The sequence below is a fragment of the Mesorhizobium marinum genome (assembly GCF_040813675.1).
In the GTDB taxonomy this organism is placed as follows: Bacteria; Pseudomonadota; Alphaproteobacteria; order Rhizobiales; family Rhizobiaceae; genus Mesorhizobium_K; species Mesorhizobium_K marinum.
This window is the reverse complement of the sequence record NZ_JBFOCI010000001.1, coordinates 652,583-671,500: the sequence shown is the minus strand read 5'-3', so window position 1 is coordinate 671,500 and position 18,918 is coordinate 652,583. Positions and strand designations below refer to the sequence as shown.

The 18,918-nt window shown below is 66.0% G+C and carries 22 protein-coding genes; 6 read left to right on the top strand and 16 right to left on the bottom strand.

The features are described from left to right. Window positions 1-89: 89 nt before the first annotated feature. Both ABUE31_RS03115 and ABUE31_RS03110 read right to left on the bottom strand, forming a co-directional pair. Complete coding sequence (locus ABUE31_RS03115; protein ID WP_437344077.1) at window positions 90-1,922, bottom strand: potassium transporter Kup; 1,833 nt, start codon at window positions 1,920-1,922, stop codon at window positions 90-92. 194 nt (window positions 1,923-2,116) lie between these two features. Then, on the bottom strand, window positions 2,117-2,860 hold the full coding sequence (locus ABUE31_RS03110) for a pyridoxine 5'-phosphate synthase (protein WP_367722030.1): 744 nt from the start codon (window positions 2,858-2,860) through the stop codon (window positions 2,117-2,119). Between ABUE31_RS03110 and ABUE31_RS03105 the strand changes: the two genes are divergently transcribed. Further along, window positions 2,820-3,851, top strand: a complete 1,032-nt coding sequence (locus ABUE31_RS03105; protein WP_367722515.1) for a glycosyltransferase family 25 protein — start codon at window positions 2,820-2,822, stop codon at window positions 3,849-3,851. The genes ABUE31_RS03110 and ABUE31_RS03105 overlap by 41 nt on opposite strands. Before the next feature lie 40 nt (window positions 3,852-3,891). After that, complete coding sequence (locus tag ABUE31_RS03100) at window positions 3,892-4,752, top strand: glycosyltransferase family 25 protein (protein WP_367722029.1); 861 nt, start codon at window positions 3,892-3,894, stop codon at window positions 4,750-4,752. On the opposite strand, the gene ABUE31_RS03095 is transcribed toward ABUE31_RS03100, so the two are convergent. Next, entirely contained in the window at window positions 4,715-5,842 is a 1,128-nt protein-coding gene (locus ABUE31_RS03095) for an ATP-dependent DNA helicase (protein WP_367722028.1), read from the bottom strand. The two genes, ABUE31_RS03100 and ABUE31_RS03095, sit on opposite strands and share 38 nt — an antisense overlap. Before the next feature lie 152 nt (window positions 5,843-5,994). Here ABUE31_RS03095 and ABUE31_RS03090 point away from each other — a divergent pair, with 152 nt between their 5' ends. Then, a complete protein-coding gene (locus ABUE31_RS03090) occupies window positions 5,995-6,708 on the top strand; it encodes a gamma-glutamylcyclotransferase (RefSeq protein WP_367722027.1) in 714 nt (237 codons plus the stop codon). A gap of 18 nt (window positions 6,709-6,726) precedes the next feature. Here the strand turns inward: ABUE31_RS03090 and ABUE31_RS03085 are convergent, their stop codons facing one another. The 11 genes from ABUE31_RS03085 to ABUE31_RS03035 all read right to left on the bottom strand — a co-directional run bounded on the left by ABUE31_RS03085 (window position 6,727) and on the right by ABUE31_RS03035 (window position 13,233). After that, entirely contained in the window at window positions 6,727-7,119 is a 393-nt protein-coding gene (locus tag ABUE31_RS03085) for a type II toxin-antitoxin system VapC family toxin (protein WP_367722026.1), read from the bottom strand. 3 nt (window positions 7,120-7,122) lie between these two features. After that, the gene (locus ABUE31_RS03080) at window positions 7,123-7,368 is read right to left on the bottom strand and encodes a type II toxin-antitoxin system VapB family antitoxin (RefSeq protein ID WP_367722025.1); all 246 of its coding nucleotides are present in this window, start codon (window positions 7,366-7,368) and stop codon (window positions 7,123-7,125) included. An 80-nt stretch (window positions 7,369-7,448) separates the two neighbouring features. Continuing rightward, entirely contained in the window at window positions 7,449-7,790 is a 342-nt protein-coding gene (locus ABUE31_RS03075) for a nitrile hydratase accessory protein (protein WP_367722024.1), read from the bottom strand. Continuing rightward, window positions 7,777-8,436 (bottom strand): nitrile hydratase subunit beta, encoded by a 660-nt coding sequence (gene nthB / locus ABUE31_RS03070; protein ID WP_367722023.1) that lies wholly within the window; start codon window positions 8,434-8,436, stop codon window positions 7,777-7,779. Before nthB ends, ABUE31_RS03075 begins: the two co-directional genes overlap by 14 nt. After that, window positions 8,433-9,050 (bottom strand): nitrile hydratase subunit alpha, encoded by a 618-nt coding sequence (gene nthA, locus ABUE31_RS03065; protein ID WP_367722022.1) that lies wholly within the window; start codon window positions 9,048-9,050, stop codon window positions 8,433-8,435. Before nthA ends, nthB begins: the two co-directional genes overlap by 4 nt. A gap of 103 nt (window positions 9,051-9,153) precedes the next feature. After that, window positions 9,154-9,336, bottom strand: a complete 183-nt coding sequence (locus ABUE31_RS03060; RefSeq protein WP_367722020.1) for a hypothetical protein — start codon at window positions 9,334-9,336, stop codon at window positions 9,154-9,156. Between the two features lie 88 nt (window positions 9,337-9,424). After that, a complete protein-coding gene (locus tag ABUE31_RS03055) occupies window positions 9,425-10,021 on the bottom strand; it encodes a LysE family translocator (RefSeq protein ID WP_367722019.1) in 597 nt (198 codons plus the stop codon). Window positions 10,022-10,130: 109 nt separating this feature from the next. After that, complete coding sequence (gene ilvN / locus ABUE31_RS03050; RefSeq protein ID WP_367722018.1) at window positions 10,131-10,703, bottom strand: acetolactate synthase small subunit; 573 nt, start codon at window positions 10,701-10,703, stop codon at window positions 10,131-10,133. A gap of 34 nt (window positions 10,704-10,737) precedes the next feature. Next, window positions 10,738-11,133 (bottom strand): type II toxin-antitoxin system VapC family toxin, encoded by a 396-nt coding sequence (locus ABUE31_RS03045; protein WP_367722017.1) that lies wholly within the window; start codon window positions 11,131-11,133, stop codon window positions 10,738-10,740. Next, complete coding sequence (locus ABUE31_RS03040; RefSeq protein ID WP_367722016.1) at window positions 11,117-11,392, bottom strand: AbrB/MazE/SpoVT family DNA-binding domain-containing protein; 276 nt, start codon at window positions 11,390-11,392, stop codon at window positions 11,117-11,119. The genes ABUE31_RS03045 and ABUE31_RS03040 overlap by 17 nt, the downstream gene beginning before the upstream one ends. Window positions 11,393-11,451: 59 nt before the next feature. Further along, entirely contained in the window at window positions 11,452-13,233 is a 1,782-nt protein-coding gene (locus ABUE31_RS03035; protein ID WP_367722015.1) for an acetolactate synthase 3 large subunit, read from the bottom strand. Between the two features lie 628 nt (window positions 13,234-13,861). Between ABUE31_RS03035 and ABUE31_RS03030 the strand changes: the two genes are divergently transcribed. Beyond that, window positions 13,862-15,688 carry an ATP-binding protein gene (locus ABUE31_RS03030; protein WP_367722014.1) on the top strand — a complete coding sequence of 609 codons (1,827 nt, stop codon included), beginning with the start codon at window positions 13,862-13,864 and terminating at the stop codon, window positions 15,686-15,688. Between the two features lie 4 nt (window positions 15,689-15,692). On the opposite strand, the gene ABUE31_RS03025 is transcribed toward ABUE31_RS03030, so the two are convergent. Then, the gene (locus ABUE31_RS03025) at window positions 15,693-16,484 is read right to left on the bottom strand and encodes a GGDEF domain-containing protein (protein ID WP_367722013.1); all 792 of its coding nucleotides are present in this window, start codon (window positions 16,482-16,484) and stop codon (window positions 15,693-15,695) included. Window positions 16,485-16,539: 55 nt separating this feature from the next. Further along, a complete protein-coding gene (gene miaA, locus ABUE31_RS03020; protein ID WP_367722514.1) occupies window positions 16,540-17,457 on the bottom strand; it encodes a tRNA (adenosine(37)-N6)-dimethylallyltransferase MiaA in 918 nt (305 codons plus the stop codon). Window positions 17,458-17,461: 4 nt separating this feature from the next. Between miaA and serB the strand changes: the two genes are divergently transcribed. Both serB and ABUE31_RS03010 read left to right on the top strand, forming a co-directional pair. Continuing rightward, window positions 17,462-18,349 carry a phosphoserine phosphatase SerB gene (gene serB, locus ABUE31_RS03015; protein ID WP_367722012.1) on the top strand — a complete coding sequence of 296 codons (888 nt, stop codon included), beginning with the start codon at window positions 17,462-17,464 and terminating at the stop codon, window positions 18,347-18,349. Beyond that, entirely contained in the window at window positions 18,346-18,909 is a 564-nt protein-coding gene (locus ABUE31_RS03010) for a GNAT family N-acetyltransferase (protein WP_367722011.1), read from the top strand. Before serB ends, ABUE31_RS03010 begins: the two co-directional genes overlap by 4 nt. The last annotated feature ends 9 nt before the right edge of the window (window positions 18,910-18,918 follow it).

Here is an 18,918-nt window from a genome sequence, read left to right as displayed (position 1 = left end):
CGGTTCGGTTGACTATCCCGATTGGATTTCCGCGTCAACCGCCCATCTCGACCCTCCCGCATGACGCGGGAGGCGCACCGGCATCCCCGTCAGATCGCCACCTGCGTGCCGATCTCCACCACGCGCCCCGTCGGGATCTGGAAATACTCGGTGGCGTCCGACGCTGTGCTCGCCAGCCCGATGAACAGCCTGTCCTGCCAGAGCGGCATGCCGGAATTGGCCGCGGCCTTCAGCGAGCGCCGCGACAGGAAGAACGACGTCGTCATGATGTCGAACTTCCAGCCCTGCTTGCGGCAGAGCGCCATCGCCTTGGGCACGTTCGGCTGCTCCATGTAGCCGAACGTCAGCGTCACCCGCATGAACAGGTCGTTGATCGGCACGAGCGTGGCGCGGTCGCTTTCCGGCACGGTCGGCTGCTGCGCGGTGACGACGCTCAGGATGACATTCTGCTCGTGCAGCACCTTGTAGTGCTTGAGGCTGTGCATCAGGGCAGTCGGCGCGCTCTGCGGATCGCCGGTCAGGAACACCGCGGTCCCGGGAACAAGGTCCGGCGGCTTCTTGGCCAGGTTGCCGGCCAGGAAGTCGAGCGGGATCTCGTTCTTGCGGGTCTTCTCGAAGAGATGGCGCGAGCCACGGATCCAGGTCCACATGATCAGGCACATCATGAACGCCACGCCGATCGACACCCAGCCGCCGTCGGCGATCTTGGCCGCGTTGGCGAGGAAGAAGCCGGTGTCGATCACCGCGAACACCGTGATCAGCGCGATCGCGCCGGCCAGCTTCCACTTCCAGCGATGGCGCATGACGATGAACAGCAGGATGGTCGTGACCAGCATCTCGCCGGTGACCGAGATGCCGTAGGCCGAGGCGAGGTCGCTGGACGCGCCGAAGCCGACCACGAGCAGCATCACGCCGATCGCCAGCAGGAAATTGACGCGCGGCATGTAGACCTGCCCCGACTGCATTTCGGACGTATGCTGGATCTCGAAGCGCGGCAGCAGGCCGAGCTGCACCGCCTGGCGGGTCAGCGAGTAGGCGCCGGAGATGACCGCCTGGCTGGCGATGACCGTCGCCGCCGTCGCCAGTCCGACCATCGGCAGGACGCCCCACTCGGGCAGCATCTCGAAGAACGGGTTTTGCGGCGTCCCCTGGTGCGCCAGCACGAAGGCGCCCTGGCCGAAATAGTTGAGCAGCAGGCAGGGAAACACGATCGCGATCCAGGCCAGCACGATCGGCCGGCGCCCGAAATGGCCGAGGTCGACGTAGAGCGCCTCGGCGCCGGTCACCGCCAGGAACACCGCGCCGATGGTGACGAAGGCGACATTGGGTTCGCCGGCCAGGAAGGCGATGGCGTAGTAGGGATTGACGGCGAAGAAGACCGTCGGGTCGTCGGCGATGTGCGAGAGACCGGCGACGCCGAGCGCCAGGAACCAGACCAGGGTGATCGGGCCGAAGACGTTGGCGACCTTGCCGGTGCCGAAACGCTGGACGGCGAACAGCACGGCCAGGATGACGAGCGTGATCGGCACGACATAGGGGTCGAAAGCAGGCGTCGCCACCTTCAGGCCCTCGACCGCCGACAGCACGGAGATCGCCGGCGTGATGATCGCGTCGCCGAAGAACAGCGAGGCGCCGCATATACCGATGACGAGGATCAGCTTGCTGGCCCGAGGATAGGCGCTGCGCGCGAGAGCCATCAGCGACAGTGTGCCGCCCTCCCCTTCATTGTCGGCGCGCAGGACGAACACGACGTACTTGATCGTGACGATCAGCGTCAGCGCCCAGACGATCAGCGACAGGACACCCAGCACCTCCATGCGCAGGGCCGCGCCGTCGCCGGATGCGGCGTGCAGCGCCTCGCGAAAGGCGTAGATCGGGCTGGTTCCGATGTCGCCGTAGACGACCCCGAGCGCGCCGAGCATGAGAAGCCCGGTCCGGGTCGGGGCGGGTTTCTGACCCGTATGGCCGATTGCCTGCTGGTCGCCATCGGCTTGGTTATGGACCATCAACGCTACTCCGACAAAGCGCGCGCGGCTCTACACGAGCGGCCAGTCTTTGGCAAATGCTGCATTGCAATAGCGGCGATTGGCTGCATGCGCAATTCACGCTGCGTCACCTAGCGGGCGCCGCATGCGCCGAGGAAGCGGACGACAGTGCCGGCCATCCCGTATTCCAGCGCGTCGGCGGTGAGGCCATGGCCGATGGAAACCTCGGCGAGCCCTGGAATCTTTCGGATCAGCGGCGGCAGATTGGCGACCGTCAGGTCGTGGCCGGCATTGACCGCCAGCCCGGTGGCGAACGCGGCATCCGCGGTCCTTTGCAGCTTGTCCAGTTCGGCGGCGGCAGCCGCAGGATCGGAATGCGTCGCGCCGTATGGGCCCGTGTAGAGTTCGATCCGGTCGGCTCCGGTGTCGCGCGCCGCGGCCATGCCCGCCGGGTCGGCGTCGGCGAAGAGCGAAACTCGGAATCCGCCCTTCTTCAGTCTCCTGACGACCGGCGTCAGGAATGACGCGTCGGCGGCGAAATCCCAGCCATGGTCGGAGGTCGGCTGCGCCGGATCGTCGGGCACCAGGGTCACCTGATTCGGCTCGTTCTGCTCGACCAGGCGCAGGAACTCCTCGTTCGGATAGCCTTCGATGTTGAACTCGGCGTCCGGAAACTCGTCGTCGATCAGCGCCCTGATCTCCGGCAGATCTGAAAAGCGTGTGTGGCGCTGGTCGGGACGGGGATGCACGGTCAATCCGTGCGCGCCGGCGGCAAGCGCGATGCGGCCAAGCCCGATGACGCTCGGCCACGGCAGGTCGCGCCGGTTGCGCAACATGGCGATTGCATTGAGATTTACGGAAAGTCGTGTAGGCATTTGCCGTCCCGCACCAGTCGAAACCGCTTCTATACAGGGTCGGTCGACAGGATGCGAGACAACAGGGGGGGGATGGTCCGCGAGCGAACGCGGCTTCATTCGGGGCTGCCTTGGGGGAAAAGTGCTCGCCTACTACATCAATCTCGACAGCCGGCCGGATCGGCGAGCCTTCATGGAAAAGCAGTTCGCCGCGCTCGGGCTCGAGGTGGAGCGACTGCCGGCAACGACGCCCGAATCGATTCGCGACGAGGATATCGCGCCGCACTCCATGACCGACCTGGCTGCGGGGCTTTCGCCCGCCGAGATCGCCATCTCGGTCAGCCATTTCAGAATCTGGAAGCGCATGCTGGACAAGGGGCAGCCGTGCGCCCTCGTGCTCGAGGACGACGTGCTTCTGTCGGCCAGGCTGCCGGAATTCCTGGCGGCGGTCGAAAGAGCCGATGCCGACGAGGGAATCCTGAAGATCGAAACGCGGATGACCGAAGTCCAGATCCACCGGCGCGCGGAACCCGGCGCTCCCGGCTTCGACTACCATTTGCCGCTCAGCTTCGAACCCGGTTCGGCCGCCTACATCATCACCGCCGCATGCGCTGCAAGAATTCTCTCTTCGCCGCAACGCCTGTCGCTGCCTGTCGACCTTGTACTTTTCTCGCCCATCAGTCCGTTGCGCGATCCGTCCAGCCTGCGCGTCGCCGTACCGGCCCTGGCGGTGAACCGGCCGGAAATCTCGTCCGACTTCGACGTTCCAGAAAGCATCCTTGCAAGCGATGCAGAGGCCGCGCGGTTGGCGCACATTTCGCCCCCTCATCCGAAGATGGCCAAGATGCCCGTCGGGGTGAAGAAGGTCTGGCGCGAGTTCCGCAGGCTTGCCCATCAGCCCAACCGCATCTACCGGGCAATCCAATCAAGTATCGCAAGCCGCACGACGATCATCCCGCTTGCCGATCGCCGCTTTGGCGACCCGCGGTCAACCGTTCGGCCACGGCCATGATCGCGGGGTAGCATCACGCGGGCGCTTGGGGGGAAGTGAATTGCTCGCCTACTACATCAATCTCGACAGCCGGCCGGATCGGCGCGCCTTCATGGAAAGGCAGTTCGCCGTGCTCAGGCTCGAGGTGGAGCGGCTGCCGGCGACGACACCCTCAACGATCGAGGCGGATGACCCCGCGCTGCCCTCCCTCGAACGGCTCCTCACCCAGTTGTCAGCGCCCGAAATCGCGATATCGATCAGCCATTTCCGGGCCTGGCGCGCCATGCTCGACCAGGGGTGCGGCAACGTCCTCGTGCTGGAGGACGATCTTCTTCTTTCCGGCAGGCTGCCTGGATTTCTGTCGGAACTCGAGAGAGAGGCATTCGCCATTGACATCTTGCGGCTCGAAACCCATCAGACCGAAGTCCGCATCCATCCGCGCGCCGAGCCTGCCCCCACCGGCTTCGCGTTCCACCAGCCGCTCAGCTTCGAGTCGGGTTGCGGCGCCTATGTCATCTCTGCGACCTGCGCCGCCCGCATCCTGTCGTCGCCTCATCGGTTCTCGATGCCGCTCGACGATCTCCTGTTCTCGCTTGCCAGCCCGTTCCGCCGACGCAACACGATCCGCACCGCCGTTCCGGCGCTCGCGCTTTTCCGTTTCGAAGTGACGGCGGAATTCAACGTTCCCGAGAGCATCCTGATCAGCGATGCCCACGCGGAGCGGGTCAGGCTCAGCGAGTGGAAGGGCCGCAACAAGCCGACCGGCCTGCGCAGGGTTTCGCGCGAGGTTGCCCGGCTGCGCAGGCAGGCCGCCAACCTCTTGCCGGCGCTCTGGATCCGGCTGGTCGCCCGTACCGTGGTGGTGCCGTTCGCCGGGGACGGCCTCAGCGAACCACCGTCAACCGTTCGGCCGCGCGCGTGATCGCGGTGTAGAGCCAGCGCTGGCGCGTGTCCTTGAACGCAAAACTCTCGTCGAACAGCACGATCTCGTTCCACTGCGAGCCCTGCGCCTTGTGCACGGTCAGCGCATAGCCGTAGTCGAAATCGTCGTAGCGCTTCTTCTGCTGCCAGGGGATGTCCTCGTCCGGGTCGTCGAAGGCGGCCTTGAGAAGCTTGATTTTGGCGACGCCGCGGTCGGGATCGTCCTCCTCCGGCGAGACCAGCAGGTTGATGCCGGGCTTCACCGTCTCGCGCGACGACGTCATCACCTTCCACAGCGAGCCGTTGAGCAGGCCCTTGGCCGGATCGTTGCGCAGGCACACCAGCTTGTCGCCGGCCTGCGGATAGCTCGCGGAAAAGCCCTTCAGCTCGCGCAGGCGCGCATTGTAGCGGCGGCGCGTGCGGTTGGTGCCGACCAGTACCTGGTCTGCCTGCAGCACCAGTTCCTGGTTGACGTCCTCGCGGCCGATCACCCTAGCCGTGCCGTAGTCCCCGCGCATGAACTCGCGCCCCTCGCGCACGTCCAGCGCCAGCCGGATGATCGGGTTGTCGCGCGCCTGCCGGTGGATTTCGGTCAGCAGGACATCGGGCTCGTGTTCGGTGAAGAAGCCGCCGCCCGAGATCGGCGGCAGCTGCGCCGGGTCGCCGAGCACCAGGATCGGCGTGCCGAAGGAAAGCAGGTCGCGCCCGAGTTGCTCGTCGACCATCGAGCATTCGTCGACGATGATGAGTTTTGCCCGCGCGACCGGGCTCTGCCGGTTGAGCGCGAAGGTCGGCGACATCGAGGTCTTGCCCGTCGTCTCGTCCTCGACCGCCTCCTCGCCGCGCGGCCGGTAGATCAGCGAGTGGATGGTCCGGGCGTTGGTGGCCCCCTTCGAGCGCAGCACCTGCGCGGCCTTGCCTGTGAAGGCGGCGAACTGCACCTGCCCGTCGACATGCTCGGCGAAATAGCGGGCCAGCGTCGTCTTGCCGGTGCCGGCATAGCCGAACAGGCGGAAGACCTGCGGCCGGCCGGCCTTCAGCCATCGCGCCACGGCCTTCAGCGCGTCGTCCTGCTGCGGAGAAAAGTCCATGCGCCTGACTGGCAGGATTCGGGTTTCGGGAGCAAGGCGCGAGCGCCTCGCCCAACTGCGGAACATAAAGTGAACACATGGCACCCATGCAAGTCAAGCGCTTTACAGGGCATAGCCCTGCGCTAGCATCGAACCATCGGGCACGGGTCCACATGTCGAAGAAGCAGCCCCTCTCGCTGACGCCGGAGCTGGTCGCGCTTTGCGAGCGCGATGTCGAAGATCCCGGGCCGGACCCGCGCTATGTCCAGCTCTCGGATGCCGACGTTCTGGCGAAGGCGGATGAACTCCACCGCGAATGCGGCGACGGGCCGCTCTGGCTGTTTGCCTACGGTTCGCTGATCTGGAAGCCGGAGGTCGAGACGATCGAGGCGCGCCGCGCCACCGCGCGCGGCTGGCACCGCTCCTTCAGCATGGAACTGCCGCGCTGGCGCGGCTCGCCCGAACAGCCCGGCCAGATGATGGTGCTGGAGCGCGGCGGCACCTGCCACGGCGTGGCCTTTCGCCTGCCGGACGAAGATCGCGCCGGGCACATCTACCGCATGCTCTATCGCGAATCCGAATACGAGGGCGATCTCGACAATCCGCGCTGGCTGAACGCGGACACATCGACGGGCCGCATCCGCGCGCTCGCCTTCTGGGCGGCGCCGACCGCGAGCTTTCCGTTCCTGAAGCTGACGCCGGAAGAGACCGCAAGCCGGATCGCGCGCGCCTGCGGCCATCTCGGCTCCAACGCAGCCTATCTCTACAACACGGTCGCCAAGCTCGACGAACACGGCATCCGCGACCGCAACCTGTGGCGCCTGCAGGAACTGGTGGCCGCGGAAATCCGGCAGCTTGCCGACGCCGGCCCGCTCGGAAGGCGCTGACGCGGCGCGGCAAGCTGCCTAGGCCAGATCCGTGTGCGCGAAATCGTAGCCCTTGTACAGCAACGGCACGCCGAGCCGCTTGGCCACGGCATAAGCGAAACAGTCGCCGAGATTGAGCTGGGCCGGACTACCGGTGCCCTTGCCGTACATTTCGAACGCCTGGAGGGCCCCGATATGATCGTCGGCATCGACCTGGACAATGTGACTTCCCGCGCGGCGAAGAAACTCCTCGATCACCAACACCACTTCCGCCAGCGGCGCTCCGCGCATTCGCCGCAGAGCCAGGGTTGTCTCGAAGATGGCCACCGGAGATGTAAAGGACTCACCTGACTCCTGTAGTCGGGACGCGAACGCTTGCCCGTCGGGTTCCGGAAGGATCATCGCAACCAGCGCGGAACTGTCGACGAACATTCTTCAATCCTCACGCCCTGAGAGTCCGTCGTAAAAGTCCTTGTCGGCCTTGAACCCCGTCAAAGGGTAGGATTCCATTTTCATGCGCAAATCACCCATTCTGTCCCACAAGGAGATTCTCGACCTCTCGTCGGAAGCGAGTGCCTGCGCGACGGCTTCGCGAATCGCCTCGGTGATGGAGATACCGCGTGTTCGCGCGAGCTGGCGTACGAGTTCGTCAGTTTCTACATCTCTAACGTGCAGTATCATATCAACACAATCTTAAATTGTCAACACAACTAGTATATGGTATTGCACAATAGAACACAATAAGAACATTTAGGCGGCAATCAGCGACGCTGCGGGTCGTTCTCCAGCCGGATCGGCTGGCCGTGCGGCGTGGCGTGCGCGGCGCGCTCCCAGGCAGCCGCCATCGCGTCCACCTCCGGCCCTGCGGCCGCACCCTTGGACGCCAGCAGCTTTTCCAGCGCCGCCAGCCAGTGCTCGTAGTAGTCGTGCCCGTCAGCCGCGGCGTCCGGCTTCTTCACCTCGGACGAAAGCGCCTCGGCCCATTCGGACCATGAGAACAGGCCCCTGTCGTGCAGCGCCACCGTCAGCGCGAAGGCCTGCGCCTGCCAGGGCTCCGAGAAGACAGGGGCGTCCGCGCCGGGCGGAGTCTCATGCCGGCTCAAGATAGCTCTCCCAGGCGTCGATCGAGACGGTGAGCGTCGGGTCGGCGTCGTCGCCCCAGACCTCACGTCCGTCGAAGACCACCGTATAGACCCATTGCGGGTCTTCGCCATTGCCTTGCGCATTGCTGTCGGGGAACACGAACCCCTCGCGCACCGCCTCGACCACGCCGCGCTTGCCCCGCGCGTAGCGTGGCAGGCGCGTATGCCCCGTCGGACTGAAATTGCGGGTCAGGATGCGGTCGCCCGCCTTGAAGCGCGCCGGCGTTCCGACCGGCCGGTCGCAGGGCCCGCCGCGCGCAAGCACCGCCGGCACGTCGGCGGCCCTCAGCACCCGTTTCGGCTCCGGCGCGCCGTCGACCGCCCTGCCCGCGGCGAGATCGCGCTCGCTGACGAAGCCGTGGCGTTTCAGGAGCCGCTCCAGCCCCTTGATCCAGATTTCGTAGTAAGTCGACGACAGGTAGTCGACCGGGTGGCGGTTCTCCCGCGCGTGCCGGCTCTCGTCGATGTTCCAGGCGCCCATCGCGCCGGAGCAGAGCGTCAGCCCGAGCGCGCGCTTTTCCCAGTCGGCGTGGAAGACGGGCTCGTCCGTTTCCGGGGCTACCGGGCCAAGCCCCATCTGGCCGCCGAGATCGTGCGGACCGTTCATGCCGCTTCGGGCTCCAGCGCCAGCCCGGTGCCGATCATCGCGTCGCGTGTCACCAGCCCGGCCAGTCGATCCTCGCTCCAGCCCTCGGCGCCGGCGGGTCGCTCGGGCACGACGAGGTAGCGCAGTTCGGCCGTCGAATCCCAGACCCGGATCTTCTTGTCGGCGGGCAGGTCCACGCCGAATTCGGCAAGCACGCCGCGCGGGTCGATGACGGCGCGGCTGCGGTAGGGCGGCGCCTTGTACCAGACCGGCGGCAGGCCAAGCACGCTCCACGGATAGCAGGAGCAGAGCGTGCAGACGACGAGGTTGTGCGTGTCGCCGGTGTTGAAGACGGCCTGCATGTGCTCGCCCTGCCGGCCGGTGAAGCCGAGCGAGGCGATCGCGGCCGTCGCGTCCTGCCGCAGCCAGTCGGCGAAGGCCGGATCGCTCCAGGCTCGCGCGACCACTTTCGCGCCGTTGCGCGGTCCGACCTTCGTCTCGTAGGTGTCGACGATGGCGTCGATCGCGGCGGGGTCGATCAACCCCTTCTCGGTCAGGATCGTCTCCAGCGCCTTGACGCGCGCGGCCATCGGGTCGAGTTCGTTGTCGTGGTGGTGGTCGTGATCGTGGGACATGACGGCAGGCTACGACCTTGCCGCCTCCCGGACAAGGCGCGACGACGCTCGCGGCCCTTCGGGTCGAGCACCGTGATGGTACGCGCCTTCCGGACGCAAGGAACTAAAGGAACACGACGACGACCGATATCTCGGCCGCGAGCAGTGCGGCGCAGCAGGCGCCGCCGATGACGTATCCACGCCAGAAGCGGCGCAGGTCTTCGTCGCTTCGGAACGTGTCGAGCCACAGGTGGGTGGGAGGGCCAAGGCACAACGGAGGCAGCGGGACCGTCGGTGGCTCCGTCAAGCGCATGTCTTTGACAGGCATGGCAGTCGGCATCGCGAACCCCCACCCGAGAACTTTAGCACAAACTAAAAAAAAGCCAAATCCGGGGTCACCTGAGCATCGGCCACAGGCTGGCGACGAGCAGCAGGCCCATGCCGATGTTGAACCATTTGAGCCGGGCGGAATCCGCCAGGAAGCCGCGCAGCGCCGTGCCGAAGCCGGCCCAGACGGAAACGCTCGGAACGTTGACCGCGGCGAAGGCGGCCGCGACGATCAGCACCGACAGGAACGGATCGGCCGGGCTGGCGTAAACGGCCATGGCGCTGACCGCCATCACCCAGGCCTTGGGGTTGACCCACTGGAAGGCGGCGGCCTCCAGGAAGGTCATAGGCCGCTCACCGGCTTCGGCGCCCTGCCCCATCGACCGCGAGGCGGCGATGCGCCACGCCAGATAGAGAAGATATGCGCCGCCGGCGACCTTCAGCCCGAGATGCAGCGCCGGAAAGGCGGCGAGCAGCGTTCCGAGGCCGAGACCCACGGCCAGCAGCAGGGAGAGAAACCCGCCGCCGATGCCGAGCATGTGCGGCACCGTCCGGCGGAAGCCGAAATTCACGCCGGAGGCCAGCAGCATCAGGTTGTTCGGTCCCGGCGTGACCGAAGTCACGAAGGCGTAGGCGATCAGCGCCAGCAGGGCGTCGGTCGACATGGCAGGTTCTCGCGTCGATTAGGTCAGTGACCTTGACCCAACTCGGGCAAGACGCCAACATTCGTCTTGTCACCGCGACAATGAAATGCCGGGAAGGTCTAGCGGAGCGCTACATCCCCTGCGGGCCGCGGTTCATGGCGGCGACGCCGGTGCGGCATATTTCCACGAGGCCGAGCGGCTTCATGATGGCGATGAACTGGTCGACCTTCGATCCCTTGCCGGTGATCTCGAAGATGAAGTGCTCGGTGTTTGCGTCGATCACGCTGGCGCGGAAGGCGTCGGCCAGCCGGAGCGCCTCGACGCGGTTGTCCCCGACGCCCGCGACCTTCACCAGCGCGAGTTCGCGCTCGAGCGGGCGTTCCTGGCCCAGTTCCTTGGCGCGCACGGTCAGGTCCACCACGCCGTGCACCGGCACGATGCGCTCGAGTTGGTGCTTGATCTGCTCCAGCACGTGCGGCGTGCCGCGCGTCACGATGGTGATGCGCGACAAGTGCTTCTCGTGCTCGGTCTCGGAAACCGTCAGGCTCTCGATGTTGTAGCCGCGCCCCGAGAACAGGCCGATCACGCGGGCCAGCACGCCCGGTTCGTTGTCGACCAGCACCGACAGCGTATGCGTCTCGGGCAGTTCCGTTTCCTTGGCGATGAAATAGGCGGAGCCGGTGGGCTGAAGCTGGGCGTTCATGGGTTTTTCTCGATATGTCTCGTTTGAGCTCGGATCATGGGTAGTGGGCGGCTGGCGCGGGTTCCCGGCCTTTGGCCTTGCGGATCAGTTCTTTGTCGAATGTGTAGAAGACATCGCAATTCGCCGACGAATACAAATGAAGCGCGTCGGCGAAATCCATTCCGTCACGCATTGACGACAGGGCGTCTTCGACAGTGCCGACCTCCTGGATCGTCACCGTGTCCAGCCCGAGGAGACGGTCGAAGGCGTCGCATATCTTCGATCTTTCAAAACCGAAATTGCTGCGCAGAACCCATTCGCTTTCAAGCATCACGCTCACGGGCACGAACACCCGTTCTCTTGCGAATATCCGCCGCGCGGCAGCGACATGCTCGCTCCCATCATCGACGAGGAAGCGCAGCAGGAAGTTGGTATCAACGGCGCTGGGCATTCCAAACCCGCCTCGCCTCTTCCTCGATGCCGCGTTTCATGTCCTCGATCGTCACCGGAGGCCCGTCATATTTGAGGAAACCGGCAACCTCATCGAGCGTGTACTTCTTTCGGGCTGCCCTTGTCCGCGGCGTCAGCACGATTGTGTCGCCCACGCTCTCCACCTCGACCTCGGAGCCCGGAACCAGTCCATGCGCATCCCTCACGGCCTTCGGCAGGACCAATTGCCCCTTGCTCGAAATCTTCGCCCGGACATTCATGGCAACTCCTCCGTAAGACAAGGTAAGACATATGCGCCTTACCTCGTCTTACTTCAAGCCTACACCAGTTCCCTGCCCTTGGCGTCGATGGCGTTGGCCACCGCCTCGTCGGTCGCCTCGTCGGGCAGCAGCATCTCGTTGTGCGCCTTGCCCGACGGGATCATCGGGAAGCAGTTGGCGAGCGCGGCGACGCGGCAGTCGAAGATCACCGGCTTCTTGACGTCGATCATCTCCTTGATCGCGGCGTCGAGGTCGCCCGGCTTCTCGCAGCGTATGCCGTGCGCGCCGTAGGCCTCGGCCAGCTTCACGAAATCCGGCATCGCCTCCGTGTAGGAATGCGAGAGGCGGTTGCCGTGCAGCAGTTGCTGCCACTGGCGCACCATGCCCATGTACTGGTTGTTCAGGATGAAGATCTTGATCGGCGCGTCATACTGCACCGCGCAGCTCATTTCCTGGATCGTCATCTGCACCGAGGCGTCGCCGGCGATGTCGATGACCAGCGCATCGGGATGCGCGATCTGCACGCCGAGCGCGGCCGGCAGGCCGTAGCCCATCGTGCCCAGTCCACCTGAGGTCATCCAGCGGTTCGGATGGTCGAAGTGGAAATGCTGGGCGGCCCACATCTGGTGCTGGCCGACCTCGGTGGTGATGTAGGTGTCCTTGCCCTTGGTCGCCTCGAAGAGGCGCTGGATGGCGTATTGCGGCATGATGACGTCGTCGTTCATCCGGTAGGCGAGCGAGTCGCGCGCGCGCCAGCGCTCGATCTGTTCCCACCAGGGGTGCAGCGCCTTCTTGTCCGCCTTCGCGGTGGCCCGCCACAGCCGAACCATGTCCTCGAGCACGCGGCCGACATCGCCCAGGATGCCGATGTCGGCGCGCACGTTCTTGTTGATCGACGACGGGTCGATGTCGATGTGGATCTTCTTGGAGTTCGGCGAGAAGGCGTTGATGCGGCCGGTGATGCGGTCGTCGAAGCGCGCGCCGACACAGACCATCACGTCGCAGTCGTGCATGGCCATGTTGGACTCGTAGGTGCCGTGCATGCCGAGCATGCCGAGCCAGTTCTTGCCGCTAGCGGGATAGGCGCCGAGCCCCATCAGCGTCGAGGTGATCGGGAAGCCGGTGAGCTCGACCAGTTCGCGCAGCAGTTGGCTTGCCTCCGGACCGGAGTTGATGACGCCGCCGCCCGAATAGATGATCGGCTTCCTCGCCGTCGCCATCAGTTCGACGGCGGCCTTGACCTTGTCGAGGTCGCCCTGCAGCTTCGGATGGTAGGAGGTGCGCGGCGCCGTCTGCGGCGGCGTGTAGATGCCCTTGGCGAACTGCACGTCCTTCGGGATGTCGACGACGACCGGGCCGGGGCGGCCGGTGGTGGCGACATGGAAGGCTTCGTGGATCGTCGCGGCCAGTTCGTTGACGTCCTTCACCAGCCAGTTGTGCTTGGTGCAGGGCCGCGTGATGCCGACCGTGTCGCACTCCTGGAAGGCGTCGGAGCCGATCAGCGCCGTCGGCACCTGGCCGGTCAGGCAGACCAGCGGAATGGAGTCCATCAGCGCGTCCTGCAGCGGTGTCACCGCGTTGGTGGCGCCCGGTCCCGAAGTCACCAGCATGACGCCGGGCTTGCCCGTCGATCGCGCATAGCCCTCGGCCGCGTGGCCGGCGCCCTGCTCGTGGCGAACCAGGATGTGCTGGATGTCGTCCTGCTGGAACAGTTCGTCATAGATCGGCAGGACCGCGCCGCCGGGATAGCCGAACAGGTGGAGGACGCCGTTGTCCTTCAGCGCCTGCACAACCATCTCCGCGCCCGTCATTTCACGCTGCTCGTTCTGTCCGTTCGTCATCGGCCTGGTTCCGTTTCTGCTCGCCTGGGGCGCTTTTCGGTCGTTTAGTCTTGTTTCGGGCAACAAAAAAGGCCCCCGAGGGAGCCTTGGTGTCTGCGCATGGGTGGATTTCGCCCGGCGGTTACACCGCCTTGCCCATGCGCCTTCCTACTACGAGAATGAGTGCCGTTTTCATGGGCGCGGACAATAGGGGCCGATATCGTCGCCTGTCAATCATTGATTTGGCGGACCGTCGCCGGGTCGAGGCCGATACGCGTCGCAACGCTGGAACATCGACCAGGCAGGTCAGCCCGGGTTGACGCCAGACGAGACGATGATGATCTCGGCGCCGTTGCCCGAGACGTCGGCAAGGCTCTCCCGCCGCAGCAACAGCGGCTTTGCATAGGTCTTCTTCATCGAATGCCCCCTTTTACCGGTCCGATGTCTCACGGACGGGCAGCCCGGTCAATCACGTCGGCCGGCCGGCGTCGCAATTCCCCATCCAATCGCACGCAGCGCCCCTCAGGCGGCGCGTCGGCGCAATTTGAGCGAACCGCGAAACCGGCGCTAAACCATGCCGCCACACGCGCCTTTAACCGCATCGGGCCTAGCCTTCGTGGCAACAAGCAGGCGGACAGGGACAGGCCGGATGTATGCTCACGAGAACTCCCGCGGGGAAGCCGTTCCGCAGGAGAGGCGGGATGCGGCGCAGAACGACCGGCGCATCCTCGGCCATGTCGTGCAATGCGACGGCGCCCGGGCGACGATCGCCGCCTACGCCGACGATGAGGACGGCACCGTCACCGCCCAGTGGACGGTCGGCCGCATGATCTCGATCAACCTCGGCAACACGCGCACCGTCGGCCTCGTCTACGCCATTGCCCGGACGGACCTGAGCTGGAACGAGGATGCGCGCAACGCCATCGATGTAAGCGTCGAACTCGTCGGCGAGGTGCGCGACCGCGAGGCGCCGCAGCCGCCCGTCTTCGACCGCGGTATCACCGTCTATCCACATGTCGGCGCGATTGCGCATCGCATTCGATCGCGCGACCTGCAGGCGGTCTACGATCTCGCCGGCCGACACGCGATCACCGTCGGCCAGCTGTCGCAAGAGGAGACGATCGAGGCGCGCATCGCCATCGACGACACCCTGGCGCGCCACTTCGCGATCGTCGGCACGACCGGCGTCGGCAAGTCGACGGCCGTCTCGCTGCTTCTTCGCAAGGCGCTTGAGGCCCGGCCGGACCTGCGCGTGCTGATCCTCGATCCGCACAACGAGTTCGCGGCATCGCTGCCGGAATACTGCATGCGCGTCGATGCCAGCTCGCTCGACCTGCCGTTCTGGATGTTCCGCCTGGAGGAGTTCACCGAGGTCCTGTTCCGCGGCCGCGAGACGGTGCCCGAGGAGGTCGACATCCTGCGCGACCTCATCCCGATGGCGAAAAACCTCTACCGGAACCCGGCCGCGGGCGCCTTCCTGCGCAGGGGCGTCGATGCGCTGACGGCGGACACGCCGGTGCCCTACCGCATGGCCGATCTCATCAAGCAGATCGACGAGCGCATGGGCCTCCTCGAAAGCAAGGATGATCGGCCGACTCTGAAGTCGCTCAGGACCCGCATCGAATCGGCGGTCGCCGATCCGCGCTACAAGTTCATGTTCAATTCCCGGCTGATCGAGGACACCATCCACGAGACGATCGGCAAGATCTTCCGCATCCCGCACGACGGGCGCCCGGTCACCTGCTTCGAGATGGCCGGCATGCCGTCCGAGATCGTCAACGCGGTTTGTTCGGTTCTCGCGCGGCTGGCCTTCGACCTCGCGCTCTGGAGCGAAGGCCGGCTGCGCCTGCTCGTGCTCTGCGAGGAGGCGCACCGCTACATGCCCGCCGACGCGCGGCTGGGTTTCGCGCCGACCCGCCATGCGCTGTCCCGCATCGCCAAGGAAGGCCGTAAATACGGCTGCTATCTCGGCGTCGTCACCCAGCGCCCGGGCGAACTCGACCCGACCATCCTGTCGCAGTGCTCGACCTTCTTCGCCATGCGGCTGGCCAACGAGCACGACCAGTCGATCATTCGCTCGGCGATCGCCGACTCGTCGGCGTCGAGCCTCGCCTTCCTGTCGTCGATGGGCCAGCGCGAGGCGATTGCGTTCGGTGAAGGCGTCGCCACCACGATGCGGCTGAAGTTCGAGAAACTCGATCCCAGCCTCATCCCGGGCGCAGCCAAGCGCCACGAGGAAGAACTGGCGGCCGCCGCCAGCGGCGAGGTCGATCTGATCGGCATCGTCGAGCGCCTGAGGAACGTGCCGAAGGCCCCGTCCAACATCGCGTTCGCCGAACCCGTCAGCGCGCAGCTCCAGCCGGGCGACCCCGGCTATCGCAGGCCCGAGCCCCAGGCGCCGCGGTCGGTGCCTGAACAGGACGAGATCGACTACGGCTACGGCCTGAAGCCCGGCCGCTTCGGCTCGCGCGCCTAGCCAGTCAGGCGCAGACCCGGTTCCGCCCGGTGTTCTTCGCCTGGTAGAGCTGCTGGTCGGCGCGGCGGAACAGCGCGTCCGCGCCTTCCTTGCGATCCCAGACGGCCAGCCCGACCGAGGCCGTCACCTTCAGCCGGACGTTGCCGGATTCGATCGCCATGCCGCCGATCGCCTTGCGGATGCGCTCGGCGAAACGCACCATCTTTTCCATGTCCATGTTGGGGGCGACCACGGCGAACTCCTCGCCGCCCAGCCTTGCCACCACGTCATGATAGCGCGTCATGTCCCTGAGGCAGGTGCCAACGGCCCGCAGCACCTCGTCGCCGACGTCATGGCCATGCGCGTCGTTGATCTGCTTGAAATGGTCGAGATCGACGATCATCAGCCCGACCGGCTTCTCGACCCGGCTGAACTCGTCGAGATATTCCTTGAGCGCGTCGTCGAAATAGCGCCGGTTCTGCGTCCCCGTCAGCGCGTCGGTCAGCGCCGCCCGCTCGAAATTCTGCGAGCGCGCCGAAAGGCTCTCGGTCATGGCGCGCAGCTTGTTTTCCTCGCGCACCTGCCTGCGGATCAGCGGGAAGATGAGAAACAGGCCCAGGAACAGTCCAGCCGCGAGCAGCGCGCCAGCGCCGAACAGCAGCTTCGACAGGCGGGCGATGTGGGCATAGTGGTCGGCCTGGTCCAGCCCGCCAGCGATTGCAAACAGCAGGTCATAGGCGTGAAAGATGATCACGCCGGCCGCGAGGATGACCGCTATGAACACGAAGAAGGCGGCTTCGGACTTGTGGAGGCGCATGAAAACCCCGACGACGGCACCGTCCCGGTTATCGCAAAGCCAGCCTTACGGAGCGTTAATCGTCGCGCCAGTCGTCCGCCCCTGTCAGGCGGCGCCAGTGCGGCCCGAGCTGGTTGCGGAACCAGGTGGATTGACGCTTGGCGTATTGGCGGGTGGCGATCTTGGCGCGCTCGATCGCCTCGGCCATCGGCATCCGGCCGGAAAGCGCGGCCTCGAGCTCGCGGACGCCGATCGCCTTCATCGCCGGAAGCGCCGGATCGAGGCCGAGCGCCGCAAGTTCGCGCACCTCGTCCAGCGCGCCGGCCCCGATCATGCCGTCGAAGCGGCGGTCGATGCGGGCAATCAGCTCGGCCCGGTCGGGCTCGATGACGAGAAACCGCGCGCTTGGCCGGTCGATCAGCGGACGCCCGGTCTCCCCCTGCCATGACAGGATGGAGCGGCCGGAGGCCTCCAGCACTTCCAGCGCGCGCACGATCCGCTGGCTGTCCCCGGGCTTGAGCGTGGCGGCGGCGGCCGCATCCTCCCGCGCCAGGACCCGGTGCAGTTCCTCCGGCCCCTTGTCGGCGAGTTCGCCGCGCCAGCGTTCGCGGATGTCGGCCGGAATGTCGGGCATCCGGGAAATGCCCTCCTCCAGCGCCCGAAAGTAGAGGCCGGTCCCGCCGACGAAGATCGGGCGCGTCCCGGCCAGCCTGCCGGCATCGGCGAGTTCGGCGACGTCCCGCAACCAGGCGCCGGTGGAATAGGCCGTGCCGGGATGGACATGCCCGTAGAGGAGATGCGGCGCGGCCTTCAGTTCCCCGGCGCCGGGCCTCGCCGTCAGCACGTCGAGGATGCCGTAGACCTGCATGGAATCGGCGTTGACGACCGTTCCCCCGAGCTTCGCGGCGATGTCGAGCGCCAGCCGCGACTTGCCGCTCGCAGTCGGCCCGGCTATCAGGATCGCGTTCCTGATGCGCCCCTCTCCCCCGGACATTTCGATGCCGCTTGTCGCCACGCTGATTTCCCATCCCGCCAAGCGCCTCCTGGCGCCGACGCTCGCGAATATGGCGTCCTCGTCGGTCGGTGCAAGCGCGATCTCCCCGCTCGGCGAGAATGTCGCCTGCGATCTGCTGCTGCCTGAAGGCATTGGCCGGGACGAGGCCTCCGCCAGGCTGCGCGATGCGCTGGCCGGCCAGCCGATCGACATCGTCGTCCACGACCCGGCCCGCAGGCGCAAGAAGATCCTGCTCGCCGACATGGATTCCACCATGATCGACCAGGAGTGCATCGACGAACTCGCCGACGAGATCGGGCTGAAGGAGCGGGTCGCCGCGATCACCGCCCGCTCGATGAATGGCGAGATCGCCTTCGAGCCGGCGCTCAGGGAACGCGTCGCGCTGATGAAGGATCTCGAACTGTCCGTCGTCGACCGCATCATCCGCGACCGGCTGACGCTGGCCTCCGGAGGACGCGCGCTTGTCCGGACGATGCGACGCAACGGCGCCTGGACCGCGCTCGTTTCCGGCGGCTTCGACGTGTTCACCTCGAAGATCGCCGAAAAGCTCGGCTTCCAGGAAAACCGCGCCAACCGTCTGATCACCGCGAACGGACGGCTGACCGGCGAGGTGGCCGAGCCGATCCTCGGTCGCGCCGCGAAGGCGGTGGCGCTTTCCGAGATCGCCATCAGCCACCATGCCGACCCCTCCAACGTGCTGGCGGTCGGCGACGGCGCCAACGACCTCGACATGATACGGCTGGCCGGCATGGGCGTCGCCCTGCACGCCAAGCCCGCGGTGGCGGCCGAGGCCGATGTCCGCATCGACCATGGCGACCTCACCGCGCTCCTCTACCTGCAGGGCTATCGCGAAGGCGAATTCGTCGAATGAAGCCGATCCGGACCGAACGGCTGGTCCTGCGCAACTGGGAAGATCGCGACCGCGACCTGTTCCATCGCATCAATTCCGACGAGCAGGTGATGGCGTTCTTCCCGTTCCGGCGCGACCGCCAGGCGGCGGACGCCGTCATGGACGCGATGCGCCGCGAAATCGACCGCGACGGCTATGGCTGGACGGCCGTGGAGATCGCGGCGAGCGGCGAATGCATCGGTTTCACCGGACTGCACGGAGCCGAGGTCGCCGGCGTGGCGCCGCCGGGCTCGATCGAGATCGGCTGGCGGCTCGCCCCGGAATTCTGGGGCAAGGGCTATGTCACCGAGGCTGCCGAGGCGCTGCTCTCGTTCGGCTTCGAGACACTAGGCCTCGACGAGGTGATATCCTTCGCCGTCCACGACAATGTCCGATCGCTCGCCGTCATGGAACGTCTCGGCATGCGCCGCGACCCGTCGGGCGACTTCGACCATCCGCTCGTGCCGGACAGCCGCCCCGACCTCAAGCGGCACGCGCTTTATCGCATCGCCAGGAGCGATTGGCTAAGCCGGCGTTCCTAGAAGGAAGCT

Coding starts and splice junctions, on each gene's coding strand:
- ABUE31_RS03095 (WP_367722028.1), bottom strand. CDS start 5,842: ATGGACTTTTCTCCGCAGCAGGACGACGCGCTGAAGGCCGTGGCGCGA.
- ABUE31_RS03115 (WP_437344077.1), bottom strand. CDS start 1,922: ATGCTCGGCGCGCTCGGGGTCGTCTACGGCGACATCGGAACCAGCCCG.
- ABUE31_RS03035 (WP_367722015.1), bottom strand. CDS start 13,233: ATGACGAACGGACAGAACGAGCAGCGTGAAATGACGGGCGCGGAGATG.
- ABUE31_RS03085 (WP_367722026.1), bottom strand. CDS start 7,119: ATGTTCGTCGACAGTTCCGCGCTGGTTGCGATGATCCTTCCGGAACCC.
- ABUE31_RS03040 (WP_367722016.1), bottom strand. CDS start 11,392: ATGAATGTCCGGGCGAAGATTTCGAGCAAGGGGCAATTGGTCCTGCCG.
- ABUE31_RS03030 (WP_367722014.1), top strand. CDS start 13,862: ATGTATGCTCACGAGAACTCCCGCGGGGAAGCCGTTCCGCAGGAGAGG.
- ABUE31_RS03080 (WP_367722025.1), bottom strand. CDS start 7,368: ATGATACTGCACGTTAGAGATGTAGAAACTGACGAACTCGTACGCCAG.
- ABUE31_RS03090 (WP_367722027.1), top strand. CDS start 5,995: ATGTCGAAGAAGCAGCCCCTCTCGCTGACGCCGGAGCTGGTCGCGCTT.
- ABUE31_RS03055 (WP_367722019.1), bottom strand. CDS start 10,021: ATGTCGACCGACGCCCTGCTGGCGCTGATCGCCTACGCCTTCGTGACT.
- nthA (WP_367722022.1), bottom strand. CDS start 9,050: ATGTCCCACGATCACGACCACCACCACGACAACGAACTCGACCCGATG.
- nthB (WP_367722023.1), bottom strand. CDS start 8,436: ATGAACGGTCCGCACGATCTCGGCGGCCAGATGGGGCTTGGCCCGGTA.
- ABUE31_RS03010 (WP_367722011.1), top strand. CDS start 18,346: ATGAAGCCGATCCGGACCGAACGGCTGGTCCTGCGCAACTGGGAAGAT.
- ABUE31_RS03045 (WP_367722017.1), bottom strand. CDS start 11,133: ATGCCCAGCGCCGTTGATACCAACTTCCTGCTGCGCTTCCTCGTCGAT.
- ABUE31_RS03025 (WP_367722013.1), bottom strand. CDS start 16,484: ATGCGCCTCCACAAGTCCGAAGCCGCCTTCTTCGTGTTCATAGCGGTC.
- ABUE31_RS03105 (WP_367722515.1), top strand. CDS start 2,820: ATGGCGATTGCATTGAGATTTACGGAAAGTCGTGTAGGCATTTGCCGT.
- ABUE31_RS03110 (WP_367722030.1), bottom strand. CDS start 2,860: ATGCCTACACGACTTTCCGTAAATCTCAATGCAATCGCCATGTTGCGC.
- miaA (WP_367722514.1), bottom strand. CDS start 17,457: ATGTCCGGGGGAGAGGGGCGCATCAGGAACGCGATCCTGATAGCCGGG.
- serB (WP_367722012.1), top strand. CDS start 17,462: ATGCCGCTTGTCGCCACGCTGATTTCCCATCCCGCCAAGCGCCTCCTG.
- ilvN (WP_367722018.1), bottom strand. CDS start 10,703: ATGAACGCCCAGCTTCAGCCCACCGGCTCCGCCTATTTCATCGCCAAG.